Source organism: Streptomyces sp. NPDC102279, assembly GCF_044766365.1.
Classification (GTDB): Bacteria; Actinomycetota; Actinomycetes; order Streptomycetales; family Streptomycetaceae; genus Streptomyces.
Genome location: NZ_JBIWLU010000004.1, coordinates 323,761 through 350,331, shown reverse-complemented (window position 1 = coordinate 350,331; position 26,571 = coordinate 323,761). Strand labels below are relative to the sequence as shown.

Genomic DNA, 26,571 nt, shown 5'->3' with positions numbered 1-26,571 from the left:
CCGCACGCCTTCATCAGATGAGCTCCTTGTGGGAGGGAACGACGACGCCGTACAGGTCGGCGATGGTGGCCAGGGCGCTGTAGTGGACCTGGCAGGCGTCGAGGTCGGTGCCGGTCACCGGCAGGGAGCGGGTGGCGGTGGCGTCGGCGACGACCGTGGGCCGGTTGCCGCGCAGGAACGCGCCCTGTGCGGTGAACGCCACGCACATGTGCGTCATCCAGCCGGCGATGACGACGTCCTGCCCCTGCGGGATGTGCGCCCCGAGGTCCGTGTCGACGAAGGCGTCGGGGACCTGCTTGACGACCACGGCCTCACCCTCGGCAGGTGCGAGGCGGGGGTGGATCTCGCCGATATCGGCCCGGATGTCGTACGGGGTTCCCTCTCCACCGTCGTTGATGACGTGCACGATCTTGGTGCCCTCCTGGCGTGCCCGCGCCAGGAGTTGGGCGGCGGCTTCGAGCGAGGCCTCCCATCCGTCGAGTTCCATCACACCCTGGGTGTAGGTGTTCTGGAAGTCGATCAGGATCAGGGTCGAGTCGGCGAGCTTCGCGGGGGTCTCGTCGAAGCCGTTGAGCTCGCGCAGCGTCGTTCTGGACACGGGGGTACCGCCTTCGGTGTTCCGGTGAATGAGGCAGCCCCAGCGATGCGTTGGGCTGCATCTGGAACGCTATGGCCCCAAAGGCGTGTCGACAATGACGTCTAACATGCAGATACGGACATGCCGCGAGGCATACCGAGCACCGTTCAGGGGGACTTGTGCCGGACATCGTCAGACGCCTCATCGTCATCGTGCTCTTCGAGGGCGTCGACCTGCTCGACGTGACCGGACCGCCGGAGGTCTTCTCCCTGGCCCGGCGCGAGACCGAGGACGCGAGCGGCTATCACGTCGTTCTGGCAGCCGCGGGCATGGATCCCGTCACCACGTCTGCCGGGGTCCGCATCCTGCCGGACCTCACCTTCGGCGAGGCTGCCGGGAAGAGCATCGACACCCTCATCGTGCCCGGGTCGGTGGAGATCGACAGCGAGCGCCGCGTCCGTGCCGTCGTCGACCCCACTCTGGTCGGCTGGGTGAAGACCCTGGCGGGCCGGACCCACCGGGTGACCTCCGTCTGTGTCGGCGCCCACCTTCTCGCCGCGGCGGGCCTTCTGGACGGCAAGCGCGCCACCACGCACTGGTCGACCGCGCCCCAGCTCGCGGCGGACCACCCGGCCGTGGAGGTCGACGCCGATCCCATCTTCATCCGGCAGGGCGATGTCTGGACCGGGGCCGGGATCAGCGCCTGTCTCGATCTGTCGCTGGCCCTGATCGCCGACGATCTCGGTGAGGCCGTCGCGTTGCGCGTCGCACGGCAGCTGGTGATGTACCTGAAACGACCCTCAGGGCAGAGCCAGTTCAGTGTCCCCCTGGAGCAACTCTCCACGACGCGGCGGATCGAGGACCTCCGCCATCACATCCTGCGCAGCATCACCGAGCCGCTGACCGTCGTGGACCTGGCGGCCTTCGCGCACGTCAGCGACCGGCACCTCACGCGGCTCTTCAAGACGGAGCTGGGTATGACCCCGCACGCCTACATCGAGTCCGTGCGCGTCGAGAAGGCCCGCCACGAACTCGAGTCCTCCGACGCCACCCTCGAACGCATCGCGTCCGTCTGCGGGTTCGGCACGACCGACACACTGGTGCGAGCGTTCCGGCGCCGGCTGAACACCACGCCCACCGAATACCGTCGCAGGTTCCGCGTGCCGCAGACCCGATAGGCGTGCGGGAGCAGAGCGCGGGTGCCCGGCGCGACCTCGCGCCGGGCACCCCGCCTCCCTCTCCGTCAGACCGCGGTCATCCGGCCCTCCCGCGGCCTCAGATAGACCGTCCACGTCAGAGCGAAGCAGATCGCGTACGCGGCCAGGAAGGCCCAGTAGGCGGCGTCGCCGCTCGCGCCCGCCAGGAAGGCCTGGCGGAAGGCGATGTTGACGAGAACCCCGCCGAACGCGCCGACGGCACCGGCCAGACCGATCAGCGCCGACGCCCGGCGCCGCGCGTCCCGTCCGGCGGTCTCGGGGTCGGCTCCGGCTGCGACCGCGATCTGCGCCTTGGCCTGGAAGATCGCGGGGATCATCTTGTAGGTGGAGCCGTTGCCGACACCGCTCAGCACGAACAGCGCCACGAAACCGGTGAGGAACAGCGGCAGTGACTTCTGGTGGGAGGCCACCAGAACGACACCCGTGCCGGCCGCCATCGCGGCGAAGGTCCACAGCGTCACGGTCGCGCCGGACCAGCGGTCCGCCATCTTCCCGCCGAACGGGCGCACCAGCGAACCCAGGAGTGGGCCGAGGAACGTCAGGTAGGCGGCCTTGACGGGGGTGTCGAACTGGTCGTGGAACTGCACCTGCAGGACCTGCCCGAAGGCGAAGCCGAAGCCGATGAAGGAGCCGAAGGTGCCGACGTACAGCGCCGACATGACCCAGCTGTGCGGTTCCGTGGCGACTTCGCGCAGGGCTCGCCTGTCGTTCTTCAGCGACGTCAGGTTGTCCATCTTCAGGGCCGCGCCCAGGGCCGCCAGCACGATCAGGGGCAGGTAGACCAACGGTACGAGCCGAGGGTGGGCCGCGCCTGCGGTGGCCAGCACCAGGAGGCCGATGAGTTGTACGACCGGCACGCCGAGGTTGCCGCCGCCGGCGTTGACTCCGAGGGCCCAGCCCTTGAGGCGCTGCGGGTAGAAGGCGTTGATGTTCGCCATCGAGGAGGCGAAGTTGCCGCCGCCGACACCGGCCACGCAGGCAACGGCCAGCAAGGTGCCGTAGGAGACGCCGGGTTGGAGCACGATTCCGGCCAGTACGGTCGGAACGAGCAGCAACAGGGCGCTGAACACGGTCCAGTTGCGGCCGCCGAACCTCGCCACCGCGAACGTGTACGGCAGGCGCAGCGTGGCGCCGAGCGCCGTCGGCACCGCGGTGAGGGTGAACTTGCCCGCCGGGTCGATGTGGTACTCGGGTCCGAGGAACAGCACCAGGACCGACCACAGGCTCCACACCGAGAAACCGATGTGTTCGGACAGGACGGAGAAGACCAGGTTGCGGCGCGCGACCCGGGCGCCGGTCCGCTCCCAGAACGCCTCGTCCTCCGGGTGCCAGTCCGTGATGCCGCCGGGACGGTCCGCGCTCCCGGAGGCATGCGGGCTGTCGGGGGCGCTCGTGCGTCCGGCGGCCTCTTCGGCCGTGCCTTCTGTGTCGACCACACTGGTCATCAGCTGTCACCCGCTGTTTCGTGAGGTGGGGGTAGTCCGTTGCGACGACGCTAGGAGGGGCGGGTTACGTGGTCCGCCTCCCCGCAGATCGGCCGTGCTACGGCCCGTGCACGCCCGCTCCGGCCAGCTGTGAGGTCGCGTCCGCGCTGTCGCGCACCGGCCAGACGCGCAGCACGGCCGGGGTGCCGTCGGGGGCGGTGTTCTCGTCCAGGCAGCGTCCGTCGCGCAGGTCGAAGACCTGCTTGTACATCGGCGACGCGACCGTGGGGACGTCGCCTCGGCTGCCGAGGATCCCGCGTGACATCACGTGGGCGCCGCTGAACGGGTCACGGTTGTCGACCGCGTACAGCGATCCGGCCCGGTCGCGGAAGACGGCCACCTGCTCGCCGCGGGCGCCGAGGACCGCCACCCCTCGCCCGGGGATCAGGTCTTCGTAGGCGCAGGCCCGCGTCCAGTGCGTGCCGTCATGGATCTCCACATACCTGCTCACGCGGTACGCACCTCCAGTCGGGGGCCGGCCACCAGGGCCGGGGAAAGGATGGTTCCGTGCTCGTCGGGTCGGGCGGGGCGTATCTGGCCGCGCTCCGGAACGAAGGTCACGGCGGGGTCGGGTGTGCCGGGGGCGTTCACGAAGGAGACGAAGCGGCTGAGCCGTTCCGGGTCGGCGAGCACCGCGGCCCACTCGTCCTGGTAGTGGTCGACGTGTCGCTCCATCAGGGCGTCCAGTTCGGCGCACAGACCCAGTGAGTCGTCCATGACGACCGCCCGCACGTGGTCCAGGCCGCCTTCGATCCGGTCCAGCCAGACGGAGGTCCGCTCCAGCCGGTCGGCGGTGCGGATGTAGAACATCAGGAACCGGTCGATGCTGCGGATCAGCGTGTCGCGGTCCAGGTCGGCGGCCAGCAGATCGGCGTGTCGCGGCGTCATTCCGCCGTTCCCGCCGACGTAGAGGTTCCAGCCGGTGGAGGTGGCGATGATGCCGAAGTCCTTGCCCTGTGCCTCCGCGCACTCCCGTGCGCATCCGGAGACGGCGGACTTGAGCTTGTGGGGTGAGCGCAGCCCCCGGTAGCGGAGTTCCAGCTCGATCGCGAGGCCCACCGAGTCCTGCACTCCGTAACGGCACCAGGTCTCGCCCACGCAGGACTTCACCGTGCGCAGGGACTTGCCGTAGGCGTGGCCGGACTCGAATCCCGCGTCCACGAGCCGGCGCCAGATGGTGGGCAGTTGGTCGACGCTGGCGCCGAAGAGGTCGATGCGCTGCCCGCCGGTGATCTTCGTGTAGAGGCCGAAGTCGCGGGCGATCTCACCGATCGTGATCAGGCCGTGCGGGGTGACCTCACCGCCGGGGATGCGCGGCACGACGGAGTACGAGCCGTTGCGTTGCAGGTTGGCGAGGAAGTGGTCGTTGGTGTCCTGGAGCGCGGCCTGTTCGCCGTCGAGGATGTGGCCGTTGTCGAGGGTGGCCAGGATGGAGGCGACGACCGGCTTGCAGATGTCGCATCCTTCGCCGCTGCCGTGCCGGTCGACCAGGTCGGTGAACGAGGTGATGCCGGCGACCCGGACGATCTCGTAGAGCTCGGTCCGGGTGTGCGCGAAGTGTTCGCACAGCCCCTTGTCGACGGTGACACCGCTCGCCTGCAGTTCCTCCGTCACGATGGTGCCGAGCAGTTTGACGCAACTGCCGCAGCCGGTCCCCGCCTTCGTGCACTTCTTGACCTCGGGGACGGTGGCGCATCCCTCGTCGTGGACGGCGGCGCGGATCTGTCCCTTGCTCACGTTGTGGCAGGAGCAGACGACGGCCTCGTCGGGCAGCGTGATCGGCCCGGCTGGGCCGAGTCCGGCGGGGAGAACGAGCTGTTCGGGGGCCGTTCGGAGGGGTTCGCCACCGATCGCCAGGGGGCGGAGCAGTCCGTAGGACTCGGTGTCGCCGACCAGGACGCCCCCGAGGAGTTGGCCCTCGCGGCCGATGACGAGCTTCTTGTAGACGCCGTTGCGGCTGTCGCTGTAGAGGACGTCGAGTGCTCCCTCGGTCGCGCCGTGCGCGTCGCCGAAGCTGGCGACGTCGACCCCGAGGAGCTTGAGCTTGGTCGAGGTGTCGGCGCCGGTGAAGGCGTCCTGGTCACGGTGTTCGCCGGCCAGTGAGCGGGCCGCGGTCTCGGCCATGGCGTATCCGGGGGCGACCAGGCCGTAGACCCGGCCGTCCGCGGCCAGCGCGCACTCCCCGATGGCGTAGACGTGCGGGTCCGTGGTGCGGCAGCGTTCGTCGACGACGATGCCGCCGCGCTCGCCGACGGGCAGGCCGCTCTCGCGTGCCAGTTGGTCCCGCGGTCGCACGCCGGCCGAGAAGACGACCAGGTCGGCGGGGAGTTCCCGGCCGTCGGAGAGTCCCATGCCGCGTACGCGGCCGTCCTCGTCGAGGACGATGGCCTGGGTGCCCGCTCCGGTGTGGACGGTGACGCCCAGCTCCTCGATCTTGCGGCGCAACAGCTGCCCCCCGCCTGCGTCGACCTGGAGTGCCATGAGGCGGGGCGCGAACTCGACGACGTGGGTCTCCAGGCCGAGCGCGGTGAGGGCCCCGGCCGCCTCCAGGCCGAGCAGTCCGCCGCCGACCACCACACCTCTGCCTGCCCGTTCCGCGTCGTCGCGGATGGCCTCCAGGTCTTCGATGGTGCGGTAGACGTGGCAGCCGGCCGCGTCGTGGCCCGGTACGGGCGGTACGAACGGGTAGGACCCGGTTGCCAGCACCAGCGCGTCGTAGTGCAGCACCTGGCCGGACGCGGTGGTGACGGTCTGCGCGGCGCGGTCGACGGCGGCGGCCGGTTCGGCCAGGCGCAGATCGATGCCGTGGTCGGTCAGGAAGCCTGGTGGCGTGAGCGACAGCGCGTCGGCGTCCGTGCCGGAGAACCACGAGGTCAGGTGCACCCGGTCGTAGGCGGGGCGCGGCTCTTCGGCGAGGACGGTGATCCGCCAGTCGGCCCCTCCGGGCTGCTCGGTCAGCGCCTCCAGGAAGCGCTGACCGACCATGCCGTGGCCGACGAGGACGAGATCCTTGAGCGGACGGGACGACGGGCCGGACGTCGGGCGGTGTGTCATGGGGTCGCTCCGTATGAGGTGAGCAGGTGCAGGGGTCGGTCGGGGATGGACGCGTCACGCTCGTAGGCGCGGGCGAGTTCACCCACGGTGGCCAGGTCGCCGAGCAGGATGGCGCCGACGAGGCGCTCTCCGCGCAGCACGAGCTTCTTGTAGCTGCCGCGCGTCGCGTCGGACAGGCGCAGCACGTTCAGCTCGGGGTCCGCGGCCTGATCCTCGGCGTCGAGGTGCGCCTCGCCGAAGGCCGCGTACTCCAGAGGTCCCGCGCTGAGCCGGGCCAGGGGGCGTGAGCCCTGGTAGAGCGCGTCGGGGTCCGTGCCGGAGAGACGCGCCGCGAGGACGTCGGCCTGTTCCCAGGCCGGGCCGGACAGACCGTGCACCACTCCGCGGTGCTGGGTGCAGTCGCCGATGGCGTGGACGTGTGGCGCGGACGTGGCCAGCGTGTCGTCGACGACGATTCCGGTGTCGACGGCGAGACCGGCGGCGTGGGCGAGCGCGGTGCGGGGGCGGACACCGCAGGCGAGGACGACCAGATCGGTGCCGAGCCGGTAGCCGTTGGCCAGCTCGACGGCGCTGTCCCCGGTGCCGTGCCGGCCGACCACCGCGCGGGCACGGTTGTTCGGGTAGACCACGACACCCATCCGCCGCAGTCCCTCGCGCAGCGCCGCCGACGCCTCGGCGTCGAGCTGACGCTCGATCAGATGAGGTCCCTGGTGCACGATCTCGACGGTGAGGCCCAGAGCGCCCAGTGCCCTCGCGACACTGACGCCGAGGACGCCGCCGCCGATGACGACGGCGCGCCGCGCCCTGCCGATGTCCTCGGTCAGCCGCGCGCAGTCGGCGAGAGTGCGCAGGCTGTGCACCCCGTCGCGCAGTCCCGTGCCGTCGGGGAGGCGCACTCCGCGGATCGGTGGGAGGACCGGATTGGCGCCGGTCGCGAGGACCAGCTCGTCCCAGGTATCGCTGCGGCCGTCGGCCGACGTCAGGGTTCGCCCGGCGAGATCCACGGCCACGGCCTCGCTGCCGACGCGCAGTTCAGCGGCGCCGATCGGTAGCGCCACCGCTTCCGCTGCGTAGCGGCCGGTCAGCACGTCAGCGAGGAGTACGCGGTTGTAGGGCGGGCGTGGCTCGGCTCCGTGGAGGGTGATCCGGGCGGTACCGCCGAGGGCGTGGTAGCGCTCGGCGAAACGTGCGGCCGCCATGCCGGCTCCGACGACCGCGATGTGGCGAGCGCCGCTCATGCGTGCGGCTCCTCGTCCGGCTTCGCCGTCGCGGTGGGGGCCGCCGCTTCGACCCGCACCGCGCAGAGCTTGAACTCGGGCATCTTCGAGGTCGGGTCCAGCGCCGGGTTGGTGAGCGTGTTGGCCCGTCCCGCGCCCGGCCAGTGGAACGGCATGAACACGGTGTCGGGGCGGATCGTGTCGGTGATCCGCGCCGGTGCGACGGCCCTGCCACGTCGAGAGGTCACCGCGAGCGCATCGCCTTCCGCGATCGCCAGCTGCCGCGCCAGCAGGGGATGCAGCTCCACGAACGGTCCCGGCGCGGAGGCGTTCAGCGCGCCCACACGGCGGGTCTGAGCCCCGCTCTGGTACTGCGACAGCACCCGCCCCGTGGTGAGGTAGACCGGGTACGCGGCGTCGGGTTCCTCCGCCGCCGGGCGGTGGGTGACCGGGGCGAACCGGGCTCGGCCGTCCGGCGTCGCGAAGGTGTCGAGGAAGAGCCGGGGCGTGCCGGGGTGGTCCTCGGTCGGGCACGGCCAGAAGACCCCGTCCTCGGCGCGGATCCGGTCGTAGCTGATACCCGCGTAGTCGGCCTGACCGCCCGCCGAGGCGCGCCGCAGTTCCTCGAAGACCGTCTCGGGGTCGTCGTCGAACCCCCGCTTGACCCCGAGGCGCTCGGCGAGTTCGCGCATCAGCCACAGGTCTCCGCGCACGCCCTCGGGTGCGTCGACCGCCCGTTGCCGCAGGATCACCCGGCCCTCCAGGTTGGTCATCGTGCCGGTCTCCTCGGCCCACTGGGCGCTGGGCAGAACGACGTCGGCGAGTTGGGCGGTCTCGGAGAGCACGAGGTCGCTGACGACCAGAAGGTCCAACGACCGCAGGCGGTTCGTCACATGGGTCGCGTTCGGGGCGGAGACGACCGGGTTGGAGCCCATGAGCAGCAGCCCGCGCACACCGTCCGGCCCCGGATCACCAAGGCTGTCCAGAAGTTCGTAGGCGGAGCGGCCCGTGCGCGGCAGCGTCTCCGGGTCCACGCCCCAGACGCGGGCGACGTGTTCGCGAGCGGACGGGTCCTCGATCGATCGGTAGCCGGGGAGCTGGTCCGCCTTCTGACCGTGTTCCCTCCCGCCCTGCCCGTTGCCCTGGCCGGTGAGGCAGCCGTAGCCGGAGTACAGCCGGCCCGCCTTGCCCGACGCGAGGCACACGTTGATCCACGCTCCGACGGTGTCGGTGCCCTTGCTCTGCTGCTCGGGACCTCGCGCGGTCAGCACCATGCCGCTGGTGGCCTGGCCGAAATGGCGTGCCACCAGGCGGAGTTGGCTCGCAGCTATGCCGGTGAGCCCTTCGACGCGCTCGGGCCAGTGGGCCATCGCGGCGGCACGCGCCGGCCCGAATCCGGCGGTGCGGGTGTCGACGAACTCGTGGTCGACCAGCCCGTCGGCGATGAGCAGGTGCAGCAGGCCGAGAGCGAGCGCCAAGTCGCTTCCGGGCAGGGGCTGCAGATGGATGTCGGCCAGTTCGGCGGTCCTGGTGCGCCGGGGGTCGACGACGATCAGCGTGCCGCCGTTCTCGCGCAGTTCGCGGAAGTAGCGCAGGGCGGGCGGCATGGTGTCCGCCGGGTTGCCGCCGACGAGGATGAGGCAGTCGGTGCGCGGGATGTCCTCCAGCGGGAAGGGCAGTCCGCGGTCCAGGCCGAATGCGATACGGTTCGCCGCCGCGGCCGACGACATGCAGAAGCGTCCGTTGTAGTCGATGTTGGCGGTGCCGAGCGCGACCCGGGCGAACTTGCCCAGCTGGTAGGCCTTCTCGTTGGTCAGCCCGCCGCCGCCGAAGACTCCGACGGCGTCCGCGCCGTGCTCGGAGCGGATCGCCGAGAAGCCTCGCGCGACCCTGTCCAGCGCCTCGTCCCAGCTCGCCGCCCGCAGGGTTCCGCGTTCGCGGACCAGTGGCGTGGTCAGTCGGCTCGTCCTGTCGAGCAGGGCGGCGGCGGACTGCCCCTTCCCGCACAACGCTCCCCGGTTGACCGGGAACTCGGGTCGTTCGACGACCGTCGTCCCGACACCGGCGGCCGTCGCAAGACGCATGCCGCACTGCAGTGCGCAGTACGGACAGTGGGTGTCGGTCGTGGTCTCCATGCCGAAAACAGTGACTACGGCGCGTTACGCCGACTGGTCGTCCGTGTTGCGCCCGCGGTACACGTCGCTCACGCCGCAGGCCGGACGGGGTGCGGCGGAGGACATGTGCCGTAACACGGCGAAGCATTTGCCTAACCCGCACGTGATGACCAGGCAACCTGACGGAAACCGCGTGCCCGGAGTCTGCGTTCATGGGCACCAACGACACTTCCACCCCGGCCGAGCCGGCCGGTCCGCTGACAGGGTTCACCGTCGGTGTGACCGCCGCGCGCCGTCGTGACGAGCTCGTGGCGCTGCTGACCCGGCGCGGGGCGCGCGTCGTGGAGGCCCCGGCCCTGCGCATCCTTCCGCTGGAGGACGACATCGCTCTGCGCCGGGCCACCGAGCTCTGCATCACGGCGCCGCTGGACTATGTCGTCGCGACCACCGGCGTGGGCTGGCGCGGCTGGATGAGCGCGGCCGACGGCTGGGGACGGGGCGCCGAGCTTTCGGCGGTCTGCAGGGACGCCGTCGTCCTGACACGCGGGCCCAAGGCGACCGGCGCCGTCCGCGCGAGCGGGCTCGGCGAGTCCTACTCCCCCGTGAGCGAGGCGACGGACGAGCTCCTGACCTGGCTGCTGGCCCAGCCACTGGCCGGCCGCCGGATCGCGGTGCAGGAACACGGCCTGCCGCTGACCACCTTCAGTGCGGCACTGCGGGAGCGGGGCGCCGAGGTCGTGACGGTCCCCGTGTACCGCTGGGCGCCCCCGGAGGACCCGGCCCCCGTCCGGCGTCTGGTCGAGTCGACCGTTCGCCGCGAGGTGCACGCCCTGGCCTTCACCAGCGCGCCGGCGATCACCGCCTTCCTGCAGACGGCGTCGGCCGACGGTCTGCACGAACGCGTTCTGGAGGCCATGTCCCACGATGTGCTGCCGGTCTGCGTGGGCCCTGTGTGCGCACGGCCGCTGCTGGACGCCGGACTGCCGGTGATCTGGCCCGAGCGCGGGCGCCTCGGCGCACTCGTCCGCACGCTCACCGAGACCCTGCCCACGCGCAGCCGCCAGGAACTGGACGTAGCCGGAAGGACGTTGGTGCTGCAAGGCAGCGCGCTGCTGGTCGACCACGAGAGTTACTGGCTCTCTCCCAAGGGCGCGACGCTGCTCCGCGCATTGGCCGAGCGCCCGGGCTGGGTCCTCAGCCGCGCCGAACTGCTGCGCCGCGCCTGGGCGGACTCCGACGCGGACGAGCACGCCGTGGAAGCCGCCATCGCACGGCTACGCGCCTCACTCGGCCCGCACAGCGATCTGGTCAGGACCGTGCCCAAGCGCGGCTACCGGCTGGCGGCGGGATGACCACGACCGTCCCTTCGCCGGACCTCGGCCGCCCGTTCCGGCCGACTCTCCTCGCCGTTGCCCACGGCACCCGGGACGCCGCGGGCGTCGCGGTCACCGAGGCGCTCGTCGACCGGGTCCGCGCGCTCCGGCCCGGCCTGCGCGTCGAACGATGCTTCCTCGACCTGGTCACGCCGTCGCTGCCGGAGGCGCTCGCCCGCCTTCAAGGCGATGTCGTCCTCGTGCCCCTGCTGCTCGGCGCGGGCTATCACGTCCGCGTCGACATTCCCGAGGCCCTCGCCTCGGCACCCCACCTGCGCGCCCGCGTGGCCGCCGCGCTCGGCCCCCACCCGCTCCTGGCCGACGCCCTCACCGACCGTCTCGCCGATGCCGGGTGGCGCGCCGGAGACGGGCCCGTCGTCCTCGCGGCGGCCGGATCCACCGACCCCGACGCCAATGCCGACGCGGCAGCCATGGCCGCACTGCTGCGCCTGCGGCATCCGCCCCTCCACGACGTCGTCCCCGCCTACCTCTGCGCGGCGGGCCCCACCCCCGCCGAAGCCGTCGCCGCCCTCCGCTCCGAGGGCCACACCCGTATCGCTGTCGCCCCGTACCTGATGAGCCCCGGCTTCTTCGCCCGTCGCGCCGCCCACGCCGGCGGCAACCTCACCTCCGCGCCCCTCGGCACACACACCTCACTCGCCCGCCTCGTCGCGCTGCGCTACGACGAGGCTCTGGAGCCCACATCATCGGCGCCGCCGACTTCACGTTCTCACTGGTAGGCGGCGCATCGGGTTCCTCACGAGGAGCCCCCGACCGACCCGGGCGCGGCGGTGGCGTACGCGAATGCCTGATGCCCTTCCGCCCGGCTGCGGCTCGGGGCCCCCTTCAGATGTGCAGCTCGGAGGGAAACCCCGTCCAGCGGAGTTCCGCCGGCAGGTGTCGCATGTCGTTGGCGATGTGGAGGTAGGGCGCCCGGCCCGGTACGTAGCGGATGACCGTGAGTGCGGCGTTGCAGTAGTTGAGGCCGAGCCAGCGCCACTTGGGTGCCTGCAGGGCGTCCCGGACGAGCCAGGCGACCAGGAAGTTGTGGGTGACGACCAGTTCGTGCCGGTCCTCCTCCGCCTCCACCGGCCCGGTGAACTGGTCCAGCGCCTGGCGAGCCAGCACGCGCCCGTGCTCCTGCTCCTCGTCAGTGGTGCCGGCGAGGAAGCGGAGGTAGAAGTCCGCCGAATCCGCCGGGAGTTCGTCTCTCGTCGGCATGTGGGGAATGTAGTCCCCGGCGACTTCCGAGACGTTCAGCGGGACGTTCCTCAGTTGGTCGCCGATCAGAAGTGCGGTCTGCTCGGCCCGGTGCAGCGGACCATGATGAACTGCCGCCAAGGGGATGTCCCGGAGGCGTTGTCCGAGCAGCGTGGCCTGCCGTCGACCGCCTTCCGTCAGCCCGCTCTCGTCCGGCGACGCCTCGCCGTGCCGGACGAGATAGAGGTATCGGGTGGCTGTGCCGGTCATGGCGAACTCCCCTACGTCCACTGTCGATCTTGTGCATCGATGGACGTTGCCGCATTCCATGCCGGTTCCATCCCCCGGCCGAGGAAGGTGCTCTAACCGAAGAGGGGAAGGCGCGCGGCGTCCGTTCCCAATGCCTGCCGCTCCGCTTCCGTGAGCGGTACGCGGCCGGTGGCGGCCCGCGCGTAGTACTCGTCGTCCCAGGCCAACGGCACGGCGCGGCCCAGAAGTCCGTCAAGGGCGGAACGGACCGAGGAGAGTGCTGACGGCGACGGTCCGGGAGCGGCCGGAAGTTCGGTGGTGAGATCGAGGTGGTGGATGGTCGCCTCCATGGCGAGGGTCGTCATCAGGTCCCCTGCGGTCAGGACATGGCCCTGCGTGGCCACGTGGCGCGCCGGATCGGCCACCGCCGCGGCCGTCACCGTGGCCGCCGCCGTCTCCAGATACAGGTCACGCAGTTGATCGAAGTCCAGGAACATGCCGGCGCTCACCCGAGCCCAGCGTCGGCCGTTCGCCGCACCCACCGAGTCGGGCCGCCAGTCCCGCCAGTACGTCACCGCGTCGCGGTCCGCCGGGCCGGACGACGGGGTGTGCAGGGCGACCAGTCCGCGCTGGGCGTCTCCGAGGCAGTGAAAGATCAGGTCCCGAACTGCCCAGCCCACGCAGCCCGTAGGCAACCAGGACTCCTCGGCGTCCAGGCCGGTGACGACCGCGGCGAACGCCTCGTAGGCATGGCGCAGGACCTGACCCGGCTTCTCGCCGTCCGCGTAAGGTTCCGTCATGAAGCCAGCCTAAGGCGCCCGCCCGTGTCAATGACCGTGCAGGTGAGTGGCATGCCCGGCCCGGCGGCGGGCGGCAGCGCCGTCCCCAGCGCCCCGCTGCCGTAACCGGCGTGCACCATCGACAAGTTGGGGACAGCTCACTGTTCCTGCCGGGTCACCGCACGGGTGCCATGCCGAATACTGAGGGGCATGGCCATCTATGACACCCTCGGCGCCACGTACGGCCGGACCCGGCAGCCGGATCCGCGGATCGCCGCGCAGATTCACGCCGCGCTCGGGAACGCCCTGGATGTGATCAACGTAGGGGCCGGCACCGGTTCCTACGAGCCGGCACGGACGGTCCTCGCCGTCGAGCCCAGCCACATCATGCTCGCCCAGCGGCCACCCGGCGCGGCGCCCGCCGTGTGCGCCGTCGCCGAGGCCCTTCCGTTGCGCGACAACGCCGCAGACACCGTCATGGCCCTGCTCACCGTCCATCACTGGAGCGACGTGACGGCCGGGGTCGCCGAGCTCCGCCGGATCGCGCGCCGCCGCATCGTCATCCTGACCTGGGACCAGCAGGTCTTCCGCGAGCAGTTCTGGCTCGTGCGGGACTATCTCCCCCAGGCGGCCGCCTTCGACGACACCCGCGCCATTCCGACCGAACGGCTGGCCGATTTGCTCGGCGGGGCGCGTGAGGAGGCCGTCCCCGTCCCGCACGACTGCACGGACGGCTTCGGCGCAGCGTACTGGCGCCGCCCGCGCGCCTACCTCGACCCGCAGGTGCGCGCCGGGATCTCCATGTTCGCCCAGACCGGGGAAGGGGCCCTCGCTCCCGGGCTGGCAGCACTCACCGACGACCTGGTGACCGGCCGTTGGCACGAGCGTTACGCCGACCTGCTCACGCTCGACACGGTCGATGTCGGCTATCGCCTGCTCGTGACGGACTGCTGACCCGCGTCAGGGAGCCGGTCCCGCACGACACCCGGCGGCCGGCGGCATGGGCGTGGGAATGGGCATGAGCAGATGGGCAGATGGGCAAGGGGCTACGCGTGGGCGCCGGCCGTGGGCGGGCTTCCCCCAGCGGCCGTTCCTTGCGGACGCACGCGCGAGTTAGCCTCCGGACCATGGCCCACCCCACTCGCCCCACTCCCCCTCGCAAGGTCGTCACCCGGCTCGTCGACGGAGGCATCTGCGCCTACGATCTGGACGCAGGTGACGTCGGCGTGCTGTCACCCACCGCGACCTGGCGGCCCTCCCCCGAGGACGACGTCGTCGAGTACGCCGTCTCCGCCGACCTCCAACGCGCGTGCTACACCACCCTCGACGCAGCCGTCTGCCTGACCGCGGACGGGGTCGAGATCTGGCGGTCGCAGTTCGAGCCGCGTTCGGGCCACAAGATGGGGCACCGGCCCGGTTGCGTGCTGTCGCTGGACGGATCGACGGTCTGGGTCTACCGCCCCGACGTCATGGCCGGCCGTGACCGACCGGACCAGTGGGCCGCCCTGGACGCCGGAACGGGGGCCGTCATCGCGCAGGCGGATCTGCGAACGGTCGGACACGGCGGCGAGCAGCTCCCGCACCCCACGGACGATCACGTGCTGCTCGACGTGGGTGAAGGCCAGGACGGCTCGGTGGTCTACAGGGCATCGCTGGTCGAGGGACGGATGGAACTCGTCCGCTACCCCTGGGACGACCGGTGCCTCATCGGCCTGTCCCCCGACGGCAGCCACTTCATGACGGTCGCCCACGACCAGACCGATGTCGCCCTTCACACCTATCCGGACGGCGAGGTGACCTTCGCCCTGTCGGTCGACGCCTTCGGGCACGACCCGGACGAGATCTATGTGGAATGGAGCGGCGGCTACCTCAGTGCGGACACGGTCGTCGTCTCCCTCATGGGCGAGACCGAGGACGAGCAGGAGTGGTCCCGCCACTACACCGTCGATGTCCACTCCGGCCGGATCCACGGCCAGTTCGACGCGCGCACGGACAACCCGTACGACATCCGGCCCCTCGGAGACCGATCGTGGCTCACCACGGACACGTCCGGTCACCCGATCCGCTGGACCGGCGCATAGCCGCCGCGAGCGCTCGCTCCTTCGCGACCGACGGCTGGACCCTGGCGCGGTCCGCCGGCTGGTCGTCGAACCATTCTCGGTGGTCCGAGTGGCTGGAGACTGGTGACTTCACCGGTCTGTCATGCCGACATCACGTCCCACCAGGCAGGTCGAAGCCGGCAGTGCTCTGAATCGTCACGGGTGCGAGCGGTGGCCGGCCGGGCTGCCCGTTGCTCGGGACGCCCGGCCGGACCGGTGGTCACCGGACGTCGTAGGCGCGGGTGATGGTCTGGGAGACCGCGTTGCCCTTGGCGTCGGTGAAGGTGGCCTTCGTCATGACCTGCTTGCCGGTGGCGCCGGTGTGGTCGAGGACGGCCGTCCACTTGCCGTCCCGACGCTGTGTCGGCGCCTGGATCCAGGTGGTGCCGCCGTCGTAGGAGTAGGACAGCGAGGCCGCGGTGATCGCGCCCGGGGTGTACCCGGCGTGGCCCTCGACCGACAGGCCGACCCTGACACCGCTCTGCGCCGGCACGGTGTTCATGCCGTCCACCGGCAGGTCGTACGCCGGGGCGAGGATCGGCAGGCCGCGCGAGTAGACGTCCGGCTCCCGGTGGGAACGGAAGCTCCACGTGGTGCTGACGGCGGTGGAGCGCAGCCAGTTCCGGTCCGAGGACGGGATCTTCTCCAGATCCTGGGTGAGCTCGTACGCGGAGTCCTCGTCCGGCACCTGGAACACGTCGGACGGATAGGCACTGCTGCCGATCCGCTCGCCGTTGCGCTTCAGCACCAGCTTGCCGAGGTCGCCGAACGACCCGCCGTACGACCAGTGGTCGCCGGAGCCGTCGACCCAGAGCGCGTTCTGGAAGCCCATCAGGTCGCCCTGCCGCTCGGCGGTCAACATCAGCTGGCCGTCGGCGTCGCGCGGCGCGGCAGGCCGCAGAGGCCCGCCGTACCACTCCTCGGCCCTGCGCTCTCCGGCCCCGTAGGTGCGCTCCTGGTCGCCCATGAACGCAGCGAACGGGAAGCTGGTCATCGCGCCGTGGAACCAGGCCTCGTCACCGGTCGAGTAGTAGGCGGTACGGGTGCCGGGCACGTGGACCTGGCCGAACGGGCTGACGGTGATGTAGTCGCCGTCACCAACGGCGGGGCGGATGAACAAGGCGTCGATGTAGTCGCCTTCCTTGCCCATGGCCTTCCATGTCTCGGTGACCTGGGCCAGCCCGGAGTCCTTGGGCTGGTAGATCTGGTCGGAGTGCAGCGGACCCCGGGTCGGGTACGACAGGTTGTAGATGTAGGACGACCCGTCCTCGGAGCCGGTGGCACGCCAGGTGGGCCGGAACTCGAAGGTGCCGTTCCTGGCACGTCCGTCGATGTCCGCGTAGAACTTCTGGACGGTCTTGCCGGCCACGAGCGATCCGGCCATCAGCCAGGTGTCGTCCCACGTGCGGCTGTAGCTCAACGCGGTGGTGTCCACCGTCGAGGGGCGGTCGGTGTGCAGGCTCAGCCGGTGGCTCTTGCGTGCGTCGAGGACGACGGTGGTGTCACGGGTGATCCGGAACTGCGGCCGCGCGAGGTAACTGACCGACTCGACCGCGTTGTTCGCGTCGTACGACATCACGAAACTGCTGAGGGCGTAGTCGCCCGGGCGCACGCTGAACGTCTGGTCGGCCGCACCCGCGTTGGTACGGCGCTCACCCTTGTCGATGTCGAGCTCGACGAGGTCCAGGGAGGAGGAGCCTGCCGCGGGCTTGCCGTAGCGGTCGATGACCTTGACCCGGAGCGTCACCGTCTCCGGCTGGACGTACAGGGTGACGGGCACGGAGACGTGCACATCGCCGCCGGTGGCCAGGATCCGGCCGGTGACCGCACCGTACTGGGAGTCCTTCAGACGGGCGGTGGGGTCGATCCGCAGCGGCACCTGGACGGTGGCACCGGCGGGGATCCTCACCCTGCCGTCCGCCGGCTGGACGATGTCGGAGTGGACGTCGCTGCCGTCGTTGCCGTGCACCCCGCTGACCTTCAGGCCCAGGGTGAGGTCGCTGCCGCTGGTGTTGGTGAAGGGCACCTGCACGGTGGTGCGGTCCGACGCGTCCTGCGGCCAGTTGAAACTGCCGGCCTGGACGGCGGGCGCGGAGAGAACCTTCTGCTTCACCGCGCCGATCACATCGAGTACCCCGCCGCCGGTCTGGTCCGCACCGGCGACCTTGCCGCCGGTGCGGGCCGAGGCGACCAGGGCGGCCTTGATCTGCTGCGCGGTCCAGTCCGGGTGGGCCTGGCGGACGACCGCCGCGGCGCCCGCGACATGCGGGGTGGCCATGGAGGTGCCGGACATCGACTGGTAGGCGTAGACGCCCCGGCCGCCCGCGTTGGCCGCCAGGATATCGACGCCGGGCGCGGCTATCTCGGGCTTGAGGGTGTGGGTGACGGCCACCGGACCGCGGCTGGAGAACGGCGCCGTGGTGTCGTCGTGGTCGACGGCGCCCACGGTCAGCACGCCGGGCACGCATCCGGGCGACGAGACGGTCTCGGTGCCCGAGCCGGCGTTGCCGGCGGCGATGACGAACAGCGTGCGGGTGTTCTGCGAGAACTCCTTCGTGGCCTGGGCCATCGGGTCGGAACAGTCACCGATCGCGGGATTGCCGAGGCTCATGGAGACGACGTCGGCCTGCTGGTCGACGGCCCACTGCATACCCGCGATGATCCAGGAGTCCAGGCCGTAGCCCTGGTCGTTCAGGACCTTGCCGATGAGCAGGGAGGCACCGGGGGCGACGCCCTTGTCGCGGCCGTCACTGGCAGCTCCGGAACCGCCGACCGTGGAGGCGGTGTGGGTGCCGTGGCCCACCTGGTCGTCGGTGTTCCTGGAGTCCGTGAAGTTCTCCGACGCGGCGACCCTGTTCACCAGGTCCGGGTGCTCGGCGTCCACGCCCGTGTCCAGCACGGCGACCTTGGTGCCCTTGCCGTCGTAGCCGGCCGCCCAGGCCTGCGGCGCGTGCACCTGCGCTGTGGACCGCTCCAGTGTGGCCTCGACCTTGCCGTCCAGCCACACCTTCTTCAGCGTGGAGGCGGAACGTGAGCGGGTGCCGGTGATGTCCTGCCAGAAGGTGGCGGCCGTGTCCTTGTCGGCCCTGAGCGCGACGCCGTCCACGGCCGGGAGGCTCAGGCCCCGCTCTGCCCCGCGAGGGGCCGCCGGCGCGCTGTCGGCGACGCTCACACCCTTCTGGTAGGTGGCGATGAGCGGAAGCGTGTCGGTGTGTGCGTCGTCGTATCCCTGGCGGATGAGCCCGGTGACGTTGAACAACTGCTCGTCGACCTTGCCCTCGGCCATCGCCTGGGCGGCGTCCTCGGGGTAGACGTAGAGATCCTTGCCCCTCTGCTGGGTCTGGACCGTCGGCTGTGTGCCGTCCTCGCGCGGCAGGACGGCCGCTGAACTGTGACCCGACGTGTCCGTGGTCACCAGCACCTTGTCGCCGGTGACGAGTGTGACCGACACCTGCTTGCCACCCGCCGCCTTCGTCTTGCTGCCGACGACGGGTCTCTTCGCCGAGGCCTCGTCAGACGGCTTGTCCGCCGCCCCGGAAGGCACGATCGCGGTGACCGTCAGGACGGCGACGGTCGCCGCGCCCAAGGCTGTACGCGTTATGGAGTGCATGGATCTCCCCACTGGATACCGTGAGCATGTCAGGCTGTTGCTGGAGCCTGACATGCGTACGGACCTGCGAGGGATGCCGCGCATGGCGGGTTTCCCGCATGTCGGTTACCCGTCACGTGGCCACATCGGGCGCCTCGGGACGCTTCGGGCCCGGTAGGTCAGAACCAGCCCGCACGTGCGGCGTACCAGCCGAGCTGCAGGCGCGAATCCGCTCCGGCGAGGTCCATCAGACGGCGGGTCCGTCGCTCCACGGTGCGTATCGAGAGCCCGAGTTGGGAGGCCACCCGCCGGTCGGAGATGCCTGCCAGCAACAGGGCGAGGACCTCCAGTTCCCCCTCGGTCGGCTGCCCATCGGCCGACGACTCCGCGCGCACCCCCGTGGGGGTGGTGTACAGCGGACGCGCCGAGTCCCATTCCCTCTCGAAGAGATGGACCAGGGCCGTCAACAGGCCGCTGCGGTGCACCACGATGGCGCTCGGCTCGTCGCCGGAGTCCGCCATCTCCAGTGGCACCATGGCACGTTCCCGGTCCGACACGACCATCTTCAGCGGCAACGAGTCGGCCAGGCGAAGCTCGAGACCCGCCGCGATGGCCTCCCGCACGTCCCTGCCCACGTCGGGAGCGTCGAGATAGTCCTTGGCCGCCACGACCCGGAAGTCGACTCCACGGTCCAACGCGGAACTCTCCGAGGCGTCGGCATCCTCGCGGGGTACCGCGATGGGCTCCCCGAGGAGGAAGACGAGCAACTCCCGCTGAGCGCCACGCTGCAGTTGATGGAACCGGTGCGCCACCTGTTCCACGCCGACGACCACCTCCATGACGCTGCCCGCAGGATGTGCCGCGGTGCTGCGGTACTGCTCGGTCAGCATCGAGAACGCGGTCTCGGCCCGTTGGAGCGCGTTGCGCTGCTCGACGAGGAGCGGGGCCAGGGCCACTGAAGGGGGAGTGAGCCGGTAACGGGCGGCCCCGCGGTCGGCCGGGTCAGGTGCCCCGCTCCCGGCCTCCGCCGCGATCGCCACCAGCCCACGCGCCGAGAGGTCGAGCAGGATGCGGGTGGTCTCGGGCTGCTCGAAGCCGGTCTGCCGGGCGAGGTCCCGCGCGGACGCTGTCGGGCGAGCGAGCAGCGCGGTGTAGACCGCCTCTTCGGCCAGGCCCAATCCCAACGCCTGTAGCATCCAGTTCCCCTCGCGGGCGGCCGCCGTGTCTGCCCCCTCGACGCACCTCGGGGTGGACCGAGCGGATCTTCGTCGGCCGACCCTATCCCAACGCCGGAAGCCGCCCTCGGCAGGTCGCGATCGCGGTACCAGCCGGTGCGGATCCGGTAGACCAGTCCCGGAGCCTCGCCGGGGCGGTGGCCGGCTGCCCTTCGACAGGGAGTCGTAGACCACCGAGAACCGTTCGACGATCAGCCGGCAGACCGTGCCAGGGTGCAGCCGTCGGTCGCGAAGCGGTAGTCATCGGCGCCATCCGAACCGGCCGCCCGGTTCGAACAACTGGCCCGCCGTCAGGCGCCTTTGCTCCCATCAGGTGCCTTTGCTCCTTGGGCCGGTGAAAATCACCGGCACGCCGCCCCGTCACCATGAACACGGCAGAGCACCGCACATGATCAGCCGAGCTCCGTCAGGCGTGCGCCTTGCGCGGACCGGTCGCCTTGCGCGCCGCCGCGTGATGGACGGGCTCACCCGTCCTCGGGGGCTCAAGGCGCCGCAGGGAGACCGTCGCCGTCAGGAGAAGTCCGGTGAAGACCGCCAGGAGCAGGGCGGAGACCCACATCTGCCGGGCCCCGGGTGACTGCCAGGCCGTCCAGACGGTGGATGCGCTCCACATCAGGATGCCCATCACGTAGAAGGTGCGGACGCGGTGCAGCTGTCGCACGGCCCGCAGGAACATGACGCGTTCGGTCTTCGGTGCCATGGCGAGGCGTGTACCCCGAATCGGGGATCATCACCACGGAGTTGAGGCAAAGGAGCAAACGCCCCCCGCCGACGCCGGAGGAACGGACGGACGGCCTCGCGGGAAACGGCCACAACCCATCCTCCTGTTGAACACGTTCAAAAAGAGGGGCTACGCTGACACGGTACGAAGCCGAGGGGGTTCGATGAAGGTAGTGCTGCCCGGGGGAACCGGACAGGTGGGCGCGATACTCGACCGTGCGCTGACGGCGGCCGGCCACGAGGTCACGGTGCTGACCCGACGCCCCCGGCGGGCTCATGACCTCGGCTGGGACGGGGTCACACTGGGTCCCTGGGCCGCGGCGATCGACGGCTGCGACGCCGTCGTCAACCTGGCGGGGCGCAGCGTCTCCTGCCGCTACACACCCGAGAACCTGCGAGCGATGATGGATTCCCGGGTGGATTCGGCGCGGGTCGTCGGCGAGGCGATCGCCGCCGCCGCAAGGCCACCGCGCGTCTGGCTGCAGATGAGTACGGCGACGGTCTACGCCCACCGCTTCGACGCGGCGCACGACGAGGCGACGGGGGTGATCGGCGGTACGGAGTCCGGGGTACCGGACTACTGGACGTACAGCGTCGAGATCGCGCGGAACTGGGAGCGGGCGCAGGCCGAGGCGCCGACTCCGGCGACCCGCAAGGTGGCGCTGCGCTCGGCGATGGTCATGAGCCCGGACCGGGGCGGTGTGTTCGACGTGCTGTCGCGGCTGACGCGGCTCGGGCTGGGCGGTCCGGTGGCCGGCGGTGCGCAGTACGTCTCCTGGATCCATGACGAGGACTTCGTGCGGGCGGTGGAGTTCCTGATCGCCCGGGAGGACCTCGACGGACCGGTGAACCTCTCCTCCCCCGACCCCCTTCCGCACCGTGACTTCATGCGGGCGCTGCGCACCGCTTGGGGCGTGCCCGTGGGGCTGCCCGCGACCCGGTGGATGGCCGAGCTGGGGGCGTTCGCGCTGCGTTCGGACACAGAGCTGCTCCTCAAGAGCCGCCGGGTGGTGCCGGGCCGGTTGCGGGGGGCCGGGTTCACCTTCTCGTACCCCGAGTGGGAGACGGCCGCCGCCTCGCTCGTACGGCGCGCCCGGCCGGCACGTACGGCCTCCCGGCACGACCCTGATCCGCGCGACGGCGACGCGGCGTGAGTCGTAGCAGGAAACGGGGTCGGGCCCCGCACAGGTGAACTCCGCGCCGTGCGCGCCCCGGAAGGCGATAACCGTCAACGTCGGCGGAGCGTCTGCGGCGCCTCGACGAGTCGCCGGCCGTCCGGGACCCGGGCGCCCGTCCACGATCCGTGCCCCGCGCGTGCGGGTGTTGGCTGATCGTTCAGCAGTCTGTACGTGCTGGTCAACCAGGCCGGACCGGGTGCGATGACACGTTGAGCGCAATCAGCCTCCCCGTTCGGAGTGACCATGCAGAGCTCTTCCTCCCAGCACCAGCACGCCCCCACCACCGGCCCGGCGTCCGACGCACACGCCCTGCCCGCACCGCACCTCGCTGCCCTCACCGCCCTCCACAACGCCCGCACCGTCGACTGCGACTGCCCGCGCACGGCGGACCTCGACGGCGACAGCCTCGCCGCGGCCAGCAGGCGTACGTTCCTGCGGGGCGCCGGCGTGCTCGGAGCGGGCGCCGCCGCCGCTGGCCTCCTCGGCTCTTCCCCGGCCTTCGCCGCGGGTGCGGGCACCACGGCCGAAACGGCCGTGACCTCCGATCGGGCGGCGCCGCGGGGCAGTTGGCGGCCGGACCCCGAGAGCCCGCGGTTCACCCTCGCCGTCATGCCCGACACGCAGTACCTGTTCGACGTGGACCGGATTCACCCCGCCCCCATGGAGGCGTCCTTCCGCTATCTGCTGAACCCTGAGGCCCGCGCCGGAGACCACGACGAGAACATCGTCTTCCTCGCGCACCTGGGCGACGTGACGAACAACGGCCGTGCCGAGGAGTACGCGGCGGCGACCAAGCCCTTCGACATGCTCGACCGTGCCGGGGTGGCCTACGGAGTGCTGGCCGGCAACCACGACGTCACCGGGGACGACCAGCGCGGGCCGACTCCCTACCTGGACACCTTCAGCCCCGAACGCGCCAGGAAGTCGCCCACGTTCCACTCCTCCAGCCCCGACGGATACAACACCAGCCACGTCTTTCGGGCGGGCGGTCGTCGGTGGATGCTGCTCAGTCTCGACTGGAGGCTGTCGGCGAAGGGATTCGCTTGGGCCGACGCCGTCATCAAGGCGAATCCGACGCTGCCCGTGATCGTCACGACCCACGAGATCGTCGACTCGACGGCCGAGGGCGAGGCCCGGTTGTCGGACTACGGACACCAGCTCTGGGACGGCCTGATCAAGGGCAACGACCAGATCTTCCTCACCCTCAACGGCCACTACTGGCCGCCCGGTAGCACCGTGATGAAGAACGACGCCGGCAACGACGTACACCTGCACATCACCAACTACCAGGACCGGTACTACGGCGGCTCGGGAATGCTGCGGTCCTACCGCTTCGACCTCGACCGGGGCCGTATCGACATCGCGACGTTCTCGCCGTGGATGAGGGAACTGGCCGCCCGGGACGAGCTCAATGCGGCCGCGGCGAAGGAGATCGAACTGACCTCTCCGGTCGACTACTTCTCCGTCGTCATCGACTTCGAGAAGCGCTTCGCGGGCTTCGCGCCGGTCGCTGTACGTAAGCCAAGACCGGCCCGGCGCATGCTCGTCCCGGGCACGCTGGCCTATTGGCGCTTCGACGGCGAGGGCGCCGATGGGGGCGACGTGCCTGCACAGAAGGTGATCCGGGACCAGACGGGCAACGGCAACGACCTCGTCCGCCAACAGGTCGCCGGTACGCCCGCGCACGCGCTGACCTGGACCGGCGACCACCACCCCGACCAGCCGGGCCACGGCAGCGTCGTTCTCGCCGGGCAGGGCAACCCTGTCGGCGGCGCGTTCTTCGAGACAGTCGCGAAGGCCCCGATCAACGCGGAGACCTTCCCGCACGGGTTCACCATCGAGGCGTTCTTCAAGGTGCCCACCGACTGGGACGGCGGTCGCAACGGCTGGTCCTCGATGATCAGCAGGTCGGGCACGGCCGCCGAGGCCGGCAAGAACGGGCCCACGGCGACCGCGGACGAGCCCGTGATGACCCTCGGCGTGAGCGGTTCCCTGGAGATCCAGTGGAACGCGTACCCGCTCACCATGGACGGCGCGACGACGGCCTGGAGTCACCTGCTCCAGAAGGACACGTGGTGGCACGTGGCCGTCGTCAACGACGGCCACGTCAGCAAGCTCTACGTGAACGGCTGCGAGGAGGGTCGGAATCCGACCAGCCGTGCGGTCGGACTGACGTCGCTGCACAAGCCGTTCCTCATCGGCGGGTACGAGTGGGCCGGAGTCACGAGCCAGGTCTTCCACGGCTCCCTCGGTGACATCCGTATCGTCGGGCGGGCCCTCTCCCCCGACCGGTTCATGAACGCCTAGGCACGAGGAAGCGGGGCCTCTTCCCTCGTGGAGGCCCCCTTCCCCGGCTCACCTGAGGTTCAGCCGCCCCCCGAGGGGCCGGAGCGCAACGTGAGGCCCGGGCCGGGACCGCATGTCCCCAAGGGCCCCGGCCCGGACGTACCCCCGTCGGATGCCGCCGACCCTACTTGGGCGGCATGAGCACGCTGTCGATCAGGTACACCGTCGCGTTGGACGTCCTGATGTTGCCGCAGACGATGTTCGCGGTGCCGTTGACCTTGTACTTTCCGTCCGATCCGTCGGTGGTGAGCTTGGCGCCCTCAAGAGTCTTCAAGGAGCCCTTGGGCAGCTGGTTCGGCGCGATCTTCTCGCCGACCACGTGGTAAGTGAGGATCTTGGTGAGCTGGTCCCTGTTGGCGAGCACCTTGGCCAGGTCCGCCTTCGGAATCTTCTTGAAGGCGTCGTTGGTCGGGGCGAAGACGGTGATGTTCTGGGCGTTGTTGAGGGTGTCGACCAGGCCGGCCTTCTTCACTGCCGCCACGAGTGTCGACAGCGCCGGATTGTGCGACGCGGCCGTGGCTACCGGGTCCTGGGCCATGCCTGCCAGGCTGCCGGACCCCTCTTTGGGAACCGACGAGCAAGCGGGCCCGAACGTCCCGCCGCTGTCCGCGTGAGCGGCCGGGGCGAGAAGCCCGATGGACACCGGCAGTGCGAGCGCCGCGGCCGCCAGGGCGGCCATGTTGATCATGCTTCGGGTGGCCATGATCGGTACCTCCTCGGGATGAGGACTCATCGGGAGCCCTTTCATGGATGCCGACCGAGGCGGGCCGGGGACTCGTCCCCGCGCGAGTCCGCATTCCGGCTCAGCTCGATCACACCCCTAATCCGAAGCGGGTCCGGTACCGGATGGGTGGATGGAGAGGATTTGTTGGGATTAGTGCAGTTTTCACAGCACGTAACGGCGTCCTACTGTGGGTCGAACAGCGGCCACCGTCCGATCACCGACCTGGGAGCCGAATCCGCCCATGAATGTGTCCTCTCGGGAAATCCGCCTGCAACTCGACGAAATTCTCACCGTCCTGCGGGACTGAACGAGTTCGTGGTCTCGCTGGACCGCATCGGATCCCGACAGGCATCCGGAACCGCCGTTGACAGCGCTGTCGGCGCGTTCGTCGCCCACTGGGATGTCGCGCGGCGACTGGCGATCGCTCGACGGGTCATCAGTGTCGCGCTGGATACGCAGCTGAGCGAGGAGGAGAACGCCGAGATCGACGCCCTCTGTGAGCAGGGCCGCTTCTACGGCACATACGGCCCCGCCTCTTCCCCGACAGACACCTGACGGCGGCGGGTGGCCGACTGCAGTCGGCAGGCATTCGTTCCGGAGTTCTGCGACAGTCCCCGACCGGGGCTCATCCATGTCAGGGACTGCGTCCAGCCTGTGCTCGCGAACAGCGGTCACCTACGCGGCGGCGGACATGCACGTCTTCCACGGCAGGGCGTTCTCGGGGCTCGACGGTGTCCGAGAGGTCCGGACGGCGGCCCTCCTCACGCGCATGTACAAGCGAGCAGGCCGCCGCGTCCGCATCTGCACCACGGAGCACCACGCACCACTGCCCCACCCTGGATCAGTCCCTGGGAACCGAGGTGATCCGAGGTCGGGTCAGTTCCTTGTGCATCACGATGCAGGGCCGCTCGAACTGGACGTCGATGCGCCGGTCGATCTCCTGCCAGCCGAGCGAGCTCCAGAAGGCCGAGGCCGAAGGATTGTTCTCCAGGACCGCGAGGCGCAGGCCGTCCCGCCCCTGCCCGAGGTATCGCTCTTCGACGGCCCGAACGAGCAGACGGCCGACCCCGCGCCGCCGCTGGCTCCCCGACACCATCAGCAGCCCGATCCAGGGATACCCGTCCTTGGGGTGCCGATCCAGCAGACACACCAGGCCGACGGTGCGGCCCTCGCCGTCACGGGCGAGCAGAACGTGACACCCCTCTGTACGAGCTTCCTCACGCAGATCGGCTTCGACCCGCCCGGGCTCGATGTGCTCCGGGTCGTACTCACCGGCGGCGCGACAGTACTCGGGGTTGCTCACATAGATGCCGACGACGTCGGCGATCTCGTCCGGAGTGAACCTCATCGGGGCGAGAATCGGCGTGGTCACGGGGGCAAGGGTAGCGAGGGTTGCACGCGGTCGGGGGCGCCCCG

General features: G+C 70.5%; 21 protein-coding genes. 8 read left to right on the top strand and 13 right to left on the bottom strand.

All coding sequences use genetic code 11. From position 1 onward, the window contains the following. Window positions 1-13: 13 nt before the first annotated feature. Window positions 14-598 carry an isochorismatase family protein gene (locus ACIRQH_RS11490; RefSeq protein ID WP_388873307.1) on the bottom strand — a complete coding sequence of 195 codons (585 nt, stop codon included), beginning with the start codon at window positions 596-598 and terminating at the stop codon, window positions 14-16. A gap of 158 nt (window positions 599-756) precedes the next feature. Between ACIRQH_RS11490 and ACIRQH_RS11485 the strand changes: the two genes are divergently transcribed. Further along, a complete protein-coding gene (locus ACIRQH_RS11485; protein ID WP_388873310.1) occupies window positions 757-1,755 on the top strand; it encodes a GlxA family transcriptional regulator in 999 nt (332 codons plus the stop codon). A gap of 65 nt (window positions 1,756-1,820) precedes the next feature. On the opposite strand, the gene ACIRQH_RS11480 is transcribed toward ACIRQH_RS11485, so the two are convergent. The 5 genes from ACIRQH_RS11480 to ACIRQH_RS11460 all read right to left on the bottom strand — a co-directional run bounded on the left by ACIRQH_RS11480 (window position 1,821) and on the right by ACIRQH_RS11460 (window position 9,684). Beyond that, window positions 1,821-3,239: a nitrate/nitrite transporter gene (locus tag ACIRQH_RS11480; RefSeq protein WP_388873313.1), complete on the bottom strand. Its 1,419-nt coding sequence runs from the start codon at window positions 3,237-3,239 to the stop codon at window positions 1,821-1,823. A 97-nt stretch (window positions 3,240-3,336) separates the two neighbouring features. Next, on the bottom strand, window positions 3,337-3,729 hold the full coding sequence (gene nirD, locus ACIRQH_RS11475; RefSeq protein WP_355875066.1) for a nitrite reductase small subunit NirD: 393 nt from the start codon (window positions 3,727-3,729) through the stop codon (window positions 3,337-3,339). Further along, window positions 3,726-6,332 (bottom strand): nitrite reductase large subunit NirB, encoded by a 2,607-nt coding sequence (gene nirB / locus ACIRQH_RS11470; RefSeq protein ID WP_388873315.1) that lies wholly within the window; start codon window positions 6,330-6,332, stop codon window positions 3,726-3,728. The genes nirD and nirB overlap by 4 nt, the downstream gene beginning before the upstream one ends. Beyond that, window positions 6,329-7,570, bottom strand: coding sequence for an NAD(P)/FAD-dependent oxidoreductase (locus ACIRQH_RS11465; RefSeq protein ID WP_388873317.1), 1,242 nt, complete (start codon window positions 7,568-7,570; stop codon window positions 6,329-6,331). The genes nirB and ACIRQH_RS11465 overlap by 4 nt, the downstream gene beginning before the upstream one ends. Beyond that, window positions 7,567-9,684 carry a molybdopterin oxidoreductase family protein gene (locus ACIRQH_RS11460; RefSeq protein WP_404225372.1) on the bottom strand — a complete coding sequence of 706 codons (2,118 nt, stop codon included), beginning with the start codon at window positions 9,682-9,684 and terminating at the stop codon, window positions 7,567-7,569. Before ACIRQH_RS11460 ends, ACIRQH_RS11465 begins: the two co-directional genes overlap by 4 nt. 191 nt (window positions 9,685-9,875) lie before the next feature. Between ACIRQH_RS11460 and ACIRQH_RS11455 the strand changes: the two genes are divergently transcribed. Then, entirely contained in the window at window positions 9,876-11,015 is a 1,140-nt protein-coding gene (locus ACIRQH_RS11455; protein ID WP_388873323.1) for a uroporphyrinogen-III synthase, read from the top strand. Next, a complete protein-coding gene (locus ACIRQH_RS11450) occupies window positions 11,012-11,776 on the top strand; it encodes a sirohydrochlorin chelatase (RefSeq protein WP_404225370.1) in 765 nt (254 codons plus the stop codon). Before ACIRQH_RS11455 ends, ACIRQH_RS11450 begins: the two co-directional genes overlap by 4 nt. Window positions 11,777-11,882: 106 nt before the next feature. On the opposite strand, the gene ACIRQH_RS11445 is transcribed toward ACIRQH_RS11450, so the two are convergent. Beyond that, window positions 11,883-12,506: a histidine phosphatase family protein gene (locus ACIRQH_RS11445; RefSeq protein ID WP_388873328.1), complete on the bottom strand. Its 624-nt coding sequence runs from the start codon at window positions 12,504-12,506 to the stop codon at window positions 11,883-11,885. A gap of 92 nt (window positions 12,507-12,598) precedes the next feature. Continuing rightward, the gene (locus tag ACIRQH_RS11440; protein WP_388932490.1) at window positions 12,599-13,285 is read right to left on the bottom strand and encodes a maleylpyruvate isomerase N-terminal domain-containing protein; all 687 of its coding nucleotides are present in this window, start codon (window positions 13,283-13,285) and stop codon (window positions 12,599-12,601) included. Between the two features lie 189 nt (window positions 13,286-13,474). Between ACIRQH_RS11440 and ACIRQH_RS11435 the strand changes: the two genes are divergently transcribed. Next, window positions 13,475-14,218, top strand: a complete 744-nt coding sequence (locus tag ACIRQH_RS11435; RefSeq protein ID WP_388932487.1) for a methyltransferase domain-containing protein — start codon at window positions 13,475-13,477, stop codon at window positions 14,216-14,218. A gap of 173 nt (window positions 14,219-14,391) precedes the next feature. Next, window positions 14,392-15,345: a hypothetical protein gene (locus tag ACIRQH_RS11430; protein WP_404225367.1), complete on the top strand. Its 954-nt coding sequence runs from the start codon at window positions 14,392-14,394 to the stop codon at window positions 15,343-15,345. A 238-nt stretch (window positions 15,346-15,583) separates the two neighbouring features. Here the strand turns inward: ACIRQH_RS11430 and ACIRQH_RS11425 are convergent, their stop codons facing one another. The 3 genes from ACIRQH_RS11425 to ACIRQH_RS11415 all read right to left on the bottom strand — a co-directional run bounded on the left by ACIRQH_RS11425 (window position 15,584) and on the right by ACIRQH_RS11415 (window position 20,887). Beyond that, window positions 15,584-18,973, bottom strand: coding sequence for a S8 family peptidase (locus tag ACIRQH_RS11425; protein WP_404225364.1), 3,390 nt, complete (start codon window positions 18,971-18,973; stop codon window positions 15,584-15,586). Between the two features lie 158 nt (window positions 18,974-19,131). Further along, window positions 19,132-20,148 (bottom strand): helix-turn-helix domain-containing protein, encoded by a 1,017-nt coding sequence (locus ACIRQH_RS11420; RefSeq protein WP_404225361.1) that lies wholly within the window; start codon window positions 20,146-20,148, stop codon window positions 19,132-19,134. A 445-nt stretch (window positions 20,149-20,593) separates the two neighbouring features. Further along, on the bottom strand, window positions 20,594-20,887 hold the full coding sequence (locus tag ACIRQH_RS11415) for a hypothetical protein (protein WP_358816094.1): 294 nt from the start codon (window positions 20,885-20,887) through the stop codon (window positions 20,594-20,596). 184 nt (window positions 20,888-21,071) lie between these two features. Between ACIRQH_RS11415 and ACIRQH_RS11410 the strand changes: the two genes are divergently transcribed. Further along, complete coding sequence (locus ACIRQH_RS11410; protein ID WP_404225359.1) at window positions 21,072-22,061, top strand: TIGR01777 family oxidoreductase; 990 nt, start codon at window positions 21,072-21,074, stop codon at window positions 22,059-22,061. Between the two features lie 267 nt (window positions 22,062-22,328). Then, window positions 22,329-24,392: a LamG-like jellyroll fold domain-containing protein gene (locus ACIRQH_RS11405; RefSeq protein WP_404225356.1), complete on the top strand. Its 2,064-nt coding sequence runs from the start codon at window positions 22,329-22,331 to the stop codon at window positions 24,390-24,392. A gap of 163 nt (window positions 24,393-24,555) precedes the next feature. On the opposite strand, the gene ACIRQH_RS11400 is transcribed toward ACIRQH_RS11405, so the two are convergent. After that, window positions 24,556-25,134, bottom strand: coding sequence for a fasciclin domain-containing protein (locus ACIRQH_RS11400; protein WP_404225354.1), 579 nt, complete (start codon window positions 25,132-25,134; stop codon window positions 24,556-24,558). Between the two features lie 336 nt (window positions 25,135-25,470). On the opposite strand from ACIRQH_RS11400, the gene ACIRQH_RS11395 reads away from it, so the two are divergent. Next, the gene (locus ACIRQH_RS11395) at window positions 25,471-25,710 is read left to right on the top strand and encodes a hypothetical protein (protein ID WP_404225352.1); all 240 of its coding nucleotides are present in this window, start codon (window positions 25,471-25,473) and stop codon (window positions 25,708-25,710) included. Window positions 25,711-25,996: 286 nt separating this feature from the next. Here ACIRQH_RS11395 and ACIRQH_RS11390 read toward each other — a convergent pair whose 3' ends face one another. Then, window positions 25,997-26,527 (bottom strand): GNAT family N-acetyltransferase, encoded by a 531-nt coding sequence (locus tag ACIRQH_RS11390; RefSeq protein ID WP_404225350.1) that lies wholly within the window; start codon window positions 26,525-26,527, stop codon window positions 25,997-25,999. Between the last annotated feature and the right edge of the window lie 44 nt (window positions 26,528-26,571).